This window comes from Achromobacter maghribensis, from assembly GCF_057334215.1.
On sequence record NZ_JBHFII010000043.1, the window covers coordinates 2,750 to 11,800 of the forward strand.

Annotated in this window: 7 protein-coding genes; 5 read left to right on the plus strand and 2 right to left on the minus strand. The window is 64.2% G+C overall.

Annotation, left to right across the window (positions count from 1 at the left end; translation table 11 throughout):
• Window positions 1–688, plus strand: a 688-nt coding sequence (gene truB, locus ACE039_RS17220) for a tRNA pseudouridine(55) synthase TruB (RefSeq protein WP_448708239.1), incomplete at its 5' end; no start/stop codon positions are given.
• The gene (gene typA, locus ACE039_RS17225; RefSeq protein WP_313463146.1) at window positions 685–2,508 is read left to right on the plus strand and encodes a translational GTPase TypA; all 1,824 of its coding nucleotides are present in this window, start codon (window positions 685–687) and stop codon (window positions 2,506–2,508) included. The genes truB and typA, both read left to right, overlap by 4 nt.
• 95 nt (window positions 2,509–2,603) lie before the next feature.
• Here the strand turns inward: typA and ACE039_RS17230 are convergent, their stop codons facing one another.
• Complete coding sequence (locus ACE039_RS17230) at window positions 2,604–3,002, minus strand: tautomerase family protein (RefSeq protein WP_448708237.1); 399 nt, start codon at window positions 3,000–3,002, stop codon at window positions 2,604–2,606.
• 106 nt (window positions 3,003–3,108) lie between these two features.
• Between ACE039_RS17230 and ACE039_RS17235 the strand changes: the two genes are divergently transcribed.
• Window positions 3,109–3,972, plus strand: a complete 864-nt coding sequence (locus ACE039_RS17235; RefSeq protein WP_485822913.1) for a LysR family transcriptional regulator — start codon at window positions 3,109–3,111, stop codon at window positions 3,970–3,972.
• 165 nt (window positions 3,973–4,137) lie between these two features.
• Window positions 4,138–5,562, plus strand: a complete 1,425-nt coding sequence (locus ACE039_RS17240; RefSeq protein WP_448708235.1) for a M20 family metallopeptidase — start codon at window positions 4,138–4,140, stop codon at window positions 5,560–5,562.
• Window positions 5,563–5,605: 43 nt separating this feature from the next.
• Here the strand turns inward: ACE039_RS17240 and ACE039_RS17245 are convergent, their stop codons facing one another.
• Complete coding sequence (locus ACE039_RS17245; protein ID WP_448708234.1) at window positions 5,606–6,298, minus strand: LOG family protein; 693 nt, start codon at window positions 6,296–6,298, stop codon at window positions 5,606–5,608.
• Between ACE039_RS17245 and polA the strand changes: the two genes are divergently transcribed.
• The gene (polA, locus tag ACE039_RS17250) at window positions 6,297–9,014 is read left to right on the plus strand and encodes a DNA polymerase I (RefSeq protein ID WP_105554912.1); all 2,718 of its coding nucleotides are present in this window, start codon (window positions 6,297–6,299) and stop codon (window positions 9,012–9,014) included. The two genes, ACE039_RS17245 and polA, sit on opposite strands and share 2 nt — an antisense overlap.
• The last annotated feature ends 37 nt before the right edge of the window (window positions 9,015–9,051 follow it).

Below are 9,051 nucleotides of genomic sequence, written 5' to 3' on the forward strand. Positions count from 1 at the left end.
GAGCAACCACGCCTTACAACGCGCCAAACGTGCCATGGATGCGGCGAAAGCTGGTCACACGGGCACGCTGGACCCCTTCGCCACCGGCTTGCTGGTGTGCTGCATGGGACGCGCGACCAAGATTTCCGGCGCGATGCTTAACGCTGACAAGGCGTATCGCGCTACGCTGCAATTTGGCAGCGAAACCGATTCGGGCGACCTGACCGGCAATGTCGTGTCCACCGCCGAACCGGGCTTTACCGTTGACGAACAGGCGCTGCGCGACGCGCTGTCACGTTTCTCGGGCACGATCGAGCAGATTCCGCCGATGTACTCCGCGCTCAAGCGCGATGGCAAACCGTTGTACGAGTACGCGCGCGCCGGCATCGAACTGGAACGGGCCCCGCGCCAGATCACGATTCACCGCATCGAGCTGTTGTCCCTTTCGGGAACGCAGGCAGAGATCGATGTGGCTTGCAGTAAAGGCACATACATCCGAACACTGGCCCAGGACATCGGGCGCGTGCTGGGCTGTTTCGCCCACCTGACGGCGCTGCGGCGCACGCACGTCGGGCCATTTTCTCTGGAACGCGCCGTTGAGCTGGAAGCCTTGCAGGCCATGCCAGACCCCAAGCAGGCATTGCTTGCACTGAACGAATTGCCGGAGGGCTTGCTGCCCTCCACCCTGACCTTAAAGGACTCGCTATGACTCGCGCCTTGCGCAACGTCGCCATCATCGCCCACGTGGACCACGGTAAAACAACCCTGGTCGACCAGCTGCTGCGCCAATCCGGCACCTTCCGCGAAAACCAGGCGCTGACCGAACGGGTCATGGACTCGAACGATCTGGAAAAAGAACGCGGCATCACGATTCTGGCCAAGAACTGTGCCGTTGAATACGAAGGCACGCACATCAACATCGTCGACACCCCGGGTCACGCTGACTTCGGTGGTGAAGTCGAACGCGTGCTGTCCATGGTCGACGGCGTGCTGCTGCTGGTTGACGCCGTTGAAGGCCCGATGCCGCAGACCATTTTCGTGACCCGCAAGGCGCTGGCCCTGGGCCTGAAGCCGATCGTCGTGGTCAACAAGGTCGACCGCCCGGGCGCGCGTACCGACTTCGTCATCAACGCCACGTTCGACCTGTTCGACAAGCTGGGCGCGACGGAAGAGCAGCTTGACTTCCCGGTGGTGTACGCCTCGGGCCTGTCGGGCTACGCCGGCCTGACCCCGGACGTGCGCGAAGGCAATATGCGCCCGTTGTTCGAAGCCATCCTGCAGCACGTGCCGCAGCGTGACGACGATCCCAACGGCCCGTTGCAGATGCAGATCATCTCGCTGGACTACAACAGCTACGTCGGCAAGATCGGCGTGGGCCGCATCAATCGTGGCCGTATGCGCCCCGGCATGGAAGTGGCTTACAAGTTTGGTCCTGAAGGCCAGGGCGGCCGCGGCCGCATCAACCAGGTGCTGAAGTTCCATGGCCTGGAACGCGTCGTGGTGGATGAAGCCGAAGCCGGCGACATCGTGCTGATCAACGGTATTGAAGAACTGGGCATCGGCTGCACCGTCACCGACGTGACGACGCAGGAAGCCCTGCCGATGCTGCGCATCGACGAGCCGACGCTGACCATGAACTTCATGGTGAACACGTCGCCGCTGGCCGGCCGCGAAGGCAAGTTCGTGACCAGCCGCCAAGTGCGCGACCGCCTGGACCGCGAACTGAAGTCCAACGTGGCGCTGCGTGTGCGCGACACGGGCGACGACACGGTGTTCGAAGTGTCGGGCCGTGGCGAACTGCACCTGACGATTTTGCTGGAAACGATGCGCCGCGAAGGCTACGAGCTGGCCGTGTCGCGCCCGCGCGTGGTGTTCAAGGACATCGACGGCGTGAAGTGCGAGCCGTTTGAATCGCTGACGGTCGACGTCGAAGACGCCCACCAGGGCGGCGTGATGGAAGAACTGGGCCGCCGCAAGGGCGACCTGCAGGACATGCAGCCGGACGGCCGTGGCCGCACCCGCCTGGAATACCTGATTCCGGCACGTGGCCTGATCGGCTTCCAGAACGAGTTCCTGACGCTGACGCGCGGCACGGGCTTGATGAGCCACATCTTCCATGAGTACGCCCCGGTCAAGGAAGGTTCGATCGGCGAGCGCCGCAACGGCGTGCTGATCAGCCAGGACCATGGCGACGCGGTGGCCTACGCCCTGTGGAAGCTGCAGGACCGCGGCCGCATGTTCGTGAGCCCGGGCGATGCGCTGTACGAAGGCATGATCATCGGCATTCACAGCCGCGACAACGACCTGGTCGTGAACCCGATCAAGGGCAAGCAGCTGACCAACGTGCGCGCCTCGGGCACCGACGAAGCCGTGCGCCTGGTTCCGCCGATCCAGATGTCGCTGGAATATGCCGTGGAATTCATCGACGACGACGAACTCGTGGAAATCACGCCGAAGTCGATCCGTCTGCGTAAGCGCTACCTGCTGGAAAACGAACGCAAGCGCGCTGCGCGCGACGCCGCCGTCTAAGCGGACCGGGGGCAACGCCCCTTGCGTTTCGGCAGTATGCGAAAAAGCCGCGCACCTTCGGGTGCGCGGCTTTTTTTCATTCGAGGCCCGGGGCGCTATACGCCGTTCTGTTGGTGCCGGTATTCCTGCGTGGCGCCGCCGTAGCCATAGGCGGCCGCCCGCGCGTCGATCACGTGGACGTATGAGCATTCATGCAGCTCGCCCAGGATTTCCTGGAATGACGCGTAGATCTCTTTGATGAAGCGCGCTTTCTCGGCCTTGGTGTTGGTCTCGTCGGTGACGCTGATGTCCAGGTGGAAGGCGTTCTTGCCAAGTTCCGACAGCGGGCGGCCGCCAATGAACCACAGGTCATGCGGGATGTGCTGCAGCGTGATGGCGATGACCGGCAGCTGTTTGCCCAGCACGGATTGGGTCAACCCGGCCACGGCGTCGACGACGCGGCGGTTGATGGCGGCATCGGAGGCGCCGGAGAGGTGAACGACGATGTGAGGCATGAAAAGCTCCTGAGCGGGTAGGTGTGAAGCCAGTTTAGGAGTCCTGTTGACATCGGAAAAGCGGGAAATTACGATTCTATCCATCGTTTAATCCGTTGGATAAGCCATGTCGGGATTTGATCTGGACCAGTTGCGCACGCTGGTTGCCGTGCTGGAGTCCGGCAGCCTGACGGCGGCGGCGCCAAAGGTATTTCTGTCGCAATCTTCCGTCAGCGAACAAATGCGCAAATTGGAAGATCGCGCGGGCCAGCCGTTGCTGGTGCGCGGTAAAGCGGGGGTGGCGGCGACGCCCGCCGGCGAACGCCTGTTGGCGCATGCGCGCGCCATCCTGGCGTTGAGCGACGAAGCGTACCGAGACCTGCGGGGCGTGTCGCTGCGGGGCGAGCTGCGGCTGTGCATCACGGATTATTTCCGCCCGGGCGACGTGGCGCGCATGCTGCGGCGCCTGAACGAGCAGTATCCGCAGGTGCGCTTGCATGTGACGATCATGAAGAGCGGCGCCATCGAGGCCGCTTATGAACGCGGCGAGATCGACGTGGGCATATCGATGTCGATCCAGGAGCGCGGCGCACCTCGCGCGCGGGCACAAGGAGAATTGCTGCGCCGCGAACCTTTGCTATGGATGGGGGCAGAGGGCGCGGCTGCGCCGGCTGGCGAGCCCTTGGCGTTGCTGGTGCTGCCGGAAACATGCGCCTTGCGGCAGTACGTCGAGCGGCAGCTGTCGCGCCGCGGGGTGCCGTACTCGGTGGCGCACGTGGCCTCGGGCGTGGCGGGATTGCAGTTGGCCCTTTCGGCGGGATTGGGCGTGGCCTGCCTGAACGAATCGGCGTTGGCCCCGGGCATCGCGCGGCTGCACGCCCCGGGCTTGCCGGCGTTGCCGACGGTGGAATTCCGCCTGTTGCCCGCCCGGCCCGGCGAAAGCGAATTCATGGGGTTGGCGCGCGACGCCATCGTTCGCGCGATGCGCTGACGATCGCGTCAGCCGCGCCTGACGGGGGCACCCCGGAGGCGTTCGCGCAGCGCAATTCCCGGACGCTGGCCGTCAACCGCAAAATCATTGAAACTGCGGGGATCAAGTTCGACGAATGACCGGCTTTTTTCAACGGGACAGGATCCACCTTTCACTGGAGAAGCAATGGGTGCCATCGACAAACTCGCGCCGTTCATCGACGCGCGCAGCGATCGTTACGCGGATCTGAGCGACCGCATCTGGAGCCTGGCCGAATTGCGCTACGACGAGCACAAATCGGCCGAACTGCATATCGCGATGCTGGAAGCAGCGGGTTTCCGCATTACGCGGGACGCTGCGGGCATCCCGACGGCCTTCGTGGCCGAAGCTGGCCAGGGCGGTCCCGTCATCGGCATCTTGGGCGAATACGACGCCCTGTCGGGCCTGAGTCAGGAGAGCGGCGCGTTCGCCTGCCAACCTTCGCCAGAAACGCCGAATGGGAACGGCCACGGTTGCGGGCACCATCTGCTGGGCACGGCGGCACATTTTGCCGCGGTCGCCGTGAAGGAATTCCTGGAAGCCAACCGGTTGCCGGGCACGATCCGCTTCTACGGCTGTCCGGCGGAAGAGGGCGGTTCGGGCAAGACATTCATGGCGCGCGCCGGCCTGTTCGACGATCTTGACGCGGCCCTGACCTGGCATCCGGCGTCCCATACGGGGATTTTCCACCAGTCGTCGCTGGCCAATATCCAGGCCTATTTTCGCTTCCGGGGGATTGCCGCGCACGCGGCGAATTCACCGCACCTTGGCCGTAGCGCGCTGGACGCGGTGGAGCTGATGAATGTGGGCGTGAACTACCTGCGCGAACACATGGTGCCGGATGCGCGCGTGCATTACGCCGTGACCCATAGCGGTGGCATTTCGCCCAACGTGGTGCAGGCCCGCGCCGAGGTCCTGTACCTGGTGCGCGCCCCGATCAATTCGCAGGCGTCGGACCTCTACGAACGCGTGAAAAACGTGGCGCGGGGGGCGGCGCTGATGACGGACTGCAAGCTGGAGATCGTGTTCGACAAGGCTTGCTCGAACTACATGCCGAACCGCGTGCTGAACGAAGTGATGTACGCCAACATGCAGGCGCTGCAAGGGCCCGCCTACACGCCGGGCGAAGAGCAGACCGCGCGCCGCATGTGGGATTCGATCACGGAGGACGACATCGACAACGCTGGCAAGAACCTGGGCGCGGTGCTGCGCAACCCCACGCCGCTGTTTTCCGGCGTGGCGCCCTTCGATCCGGTCAAGACCGAGATCAGCTACGGGTCCACCGATGTCGGCGATGTCAGCTGGGTGACGCCCACGGCGCAGTGCTGGGGCGCGTGCTACGCCTACGGCACGCCGTTCCATTCATGGCAGATGGTGGCGCAGGGCAAGATGTCCATGGCGCACAAGGGCATGGTGCATGCGGCCAAGATCATTGCGGCGACCGCCGCTGATCTTTACGCAAAGCCCGAGGCGCTGGCCCGGGCGAAAGAAGAACTGCTGGAGGCGCGCCGGGGCCAGCCCTACGTGTGCCCCATCCCGGCCGATGTCGTGCCGTCGTTCATGCGGAAGTGAAAAATGCCCCCGCGGGGGCATTTTTCATGGGGCCGGCGAAAGATCAGGCCGGCAGGGAAGGCGCGTACTGCGCGTCCGAGCTGACCTTTTCGTGGAACTCCACCACGCGGCGCACCACCTTGACGGGATCGTCCTCGATGATGAAAAGGTCCAGGTCGTGCGCGCCAATCATGCCGTTGCCCAGCACTTGGCCGCCCAACCATTCCACCAGGCCGGACCAGTATTCGCTGCCCACCAGCACGATGGGCGCGGGCGGGACCTTGCCCGTCTGGATCAGCGTCAACGCTTCGAAGAGCTCGTCCAGGGTGCCGAAGCCGCCCGGCATCGCCACGTAGGCGAAGCTGTGCATGAAGAACGTGGCCTTGCGCGAAAAGAAATACTCGAACGACAGGCTGATGGTCTGGTATTCGTTGTTGTGCGCTTCGTGTGGCAGGCTGATGTTCAACCCGATGCTGGTGCCGCCCGCTTCGAATGCGCCTTTATTGGCTGCCTCCATGATGCCGGGGCCGCCCCCGGCGATGACCGCGAAACCGGCGCCAGCAAGGGCGGCCGATATGGCGATAGTGGTTTCATAGTGGGGGGAATTGCGACTGACTCGTGCACTGCCGAAGACGCTGACTGCGGGCCCGATGTTCGCGAGCTTGTCTGCCGCCGTCCGTATCTCTGACATAATCAGCGGAATTTGTTTGTTGGCGGGTGTTTCCGCAGTTATTGCCATATCTGCCTTTGTAACCATGAAAAAAACCTTATTACTGGTCGACGGTTCAAGTTACTTGTACCGTGCTTTCCACGCTATGCCTGATTTGCGCAATGCGCAAGGCGAACCTACGGGTGCGCTCTATGGCGTGGTGAACATGTTGCGCAAGCTTGTATCTGACCACAAGGCAGAGTATGCCGCATGTATTTTCGATGCCCGTGGCAAGACCTTTCGGGACGATTTGTATCCCGAGTACAAGTCGCACCGTCCTCCCATGCCGGAGGACCTGGCCGCGCAGATTGAACCCATCCACCGCGCCGTGCGCGCGCTGGGCTGGCCGGTGCTGGCCATCGAGGGCGTCGAAGCGGACGATGTGATCGGCACCTTGGCCAAGCGTGCGGCCGAACACGATGTGCACACCATCGTCTCCACCGGCGACAAAGACCTGGCGCAACTGGTCAACAGCCACGTCACCCTGGTCAACACCATGACCGGCGAAGTGCTTGACGAACCCGGCGTGGTCAACAAATTTGGCGTGCCGCCCGACCGCATCGTCGACTATCTGATGCTGGTGGGCGACACGGTGGACAACGTGCCGGGCGTCACCAAGGTCGGCCCCAAGACCGCGGTCAAGTGGCTGACGGAATTCGGGTCCATCGACAAGCTGGTCGAGGGCGCCGAAGGCATCAAGGGCGTGGCGGGTAGCAACCTGCGCGAGGCCATCCCGAACTTCCCGCTGACGCGCCAGTTGCTGACCGTGAAGTACGACTGCGACCTGACCGGCCATGTGGAAAGCGTGGACGACCTGACGCCGCGGGAACGCGACGACGCCACGCTGACCGAACTGTACGAACGCTACGGGTTCCGCACGTGGCTGCGCGATCTGACCGGCGACGCCGAGCGCGTGCCGACCGGCGATGCGCGCATCGCGGCGGACGTGCCCGCGGCCCCCGCCGAACTGGATTACCGCATCATTTCCGACTGGGCGGAATTCGACGCCTGGCTGGAAAAGCTGCAGGGCGCGTCCCTGGTGGCACTGGATACCGAGACCACGTCGCTGGACCAGATGCAGGCCAAGCTTGTCGGCCTGTCGCTGGCGGTGGAGCCGGGCGTGGCCTGCTACATCCCCGTGGCGCATCGCGGCCCCGACGGCGCGACCCAGCTGCCCAAGGCCGAGGTACTGGCGCGCCTGAAGCCGTGGCTTGAGGACGCCTCGCGCGCCAAGCTGCTGCATCACGCCAAGTACGACGCCCATGTGTTCGCGAATGAAGGCATCCGGCTGGCGGGCATTGCCGAAGACACGATGCTTGAAGCGTATGTGCTGGAATCCCATCGCGGCGTGGGTTTGAACGATCTGGCCCAGCGCTATCTGGGCCGCAGCGGCGTGTCCTACGAGGACCTGTGCGGCAAGGGCGCCAAGCAGATCGGCTTTGACGAAGTGGCGGTCGACAAGGCCGGCCACTATGCCGCCGAGGACGCTGATTTCACCTTGCAGCTGCATCAGGTGCTGCGCCCGATGGTGGCGGCCGATGAAGGGCTGAACCGCGTCTACCAGCTTGAGATCCGGGTGTCGGCGGTGCTGACCACCATCGAGCGCAACGGTGTGAAGGTGGATGCCGCCGAGCTGGGCCGCCAAAGTCACAAGCTGGGCCAGGAAATGTTGCGCCTGGAGCAAAAGGCCTATGAGCTGGCCGGCCAGCCCTTCAATCTGAATTCCCCCAAGCAATTGGGCGAAATCCTGTTCGACCGCATGCAGTTGCCGGTGGTCCGCAAGACTGCGGGCGGCGCGCCGTCCACGGACGAAGACGTGCTGACCAAGCTGGCGCTGGACTATCCGCTGCCGCAGGTGCTGCTGGAATACCGGGGCCTGTCCAAGCTGAAGTCGACCTACACGGACAAGCTGCCGCGCATGATCAATCCGGACACGGGGCGCGTGCACACGCGCTATGCGCAGGCGGCGGTGATCACGGGCCGCCTGGCCTCGTCCGATCCCAATCTGCAGAACATCCCGGTCCGCACCGAGGCCGGCCGCCGCGTGCGCGAGGCCTTCATCGCCGAACAGGGCTTGCTGCTGTCGGCCGACTATTCGCAGATCGAGCTGCGCATCATGGCGCACGTCTCCGACGACGCCAACCTGCAGCGCGCCTTCGCCGCCGGCGAGGACATCCACCGTGCCACGGCGTCCGAGGTGTTCGGCGTGCCGTTGGCGGACGTGTCGACCGAGCAGCGCCGCGCCGCCAAGGCAATCAACTTCGGCCTGATCTACGGCATGGGCGTGTTTGGCCTGGCGTCCAACCTGGGTATCACGCGCGACGCGGCGCAGGCGTATATCGACCGCTATTTCGCCCGCTATCCCGGCGTGGCGATGTACATGGAAAATACGCGCCGGCTGGCGCGCGAGCAGGGCTACGTGGAAACGGTGTTCGGGCGCCGCCTGCAATTGCCGGAAATCCGCGGCGCCTCGGGCCCGCGCCGGCAGGGCGCCGAGCGGGCCGCCATCAATGCGCCCATGCAGGGCACGGCCGCCGACCTTATCAAGATGGCCATGGTGGCCGTGCAAGATTGGCTGGAAGCCGAAAAGCTGCAGACGCGCATGATCATGCAAGTGCACGACGAACTGGTGCTGGAAGCGCCGGACGCCGAGATCGAGCGGGTCAAGGAAGCACTGCCGCGCCTGATGTGCAATGTTGCCGAGTTGCGCGTGCCGCTGGTGGCCGAGGTGGGCATGGGCAAGAACTGGGAACAGGCGCACTAAGCCCGGCGCCCGGTCTCTGAACACAGGTGGGGCCCCC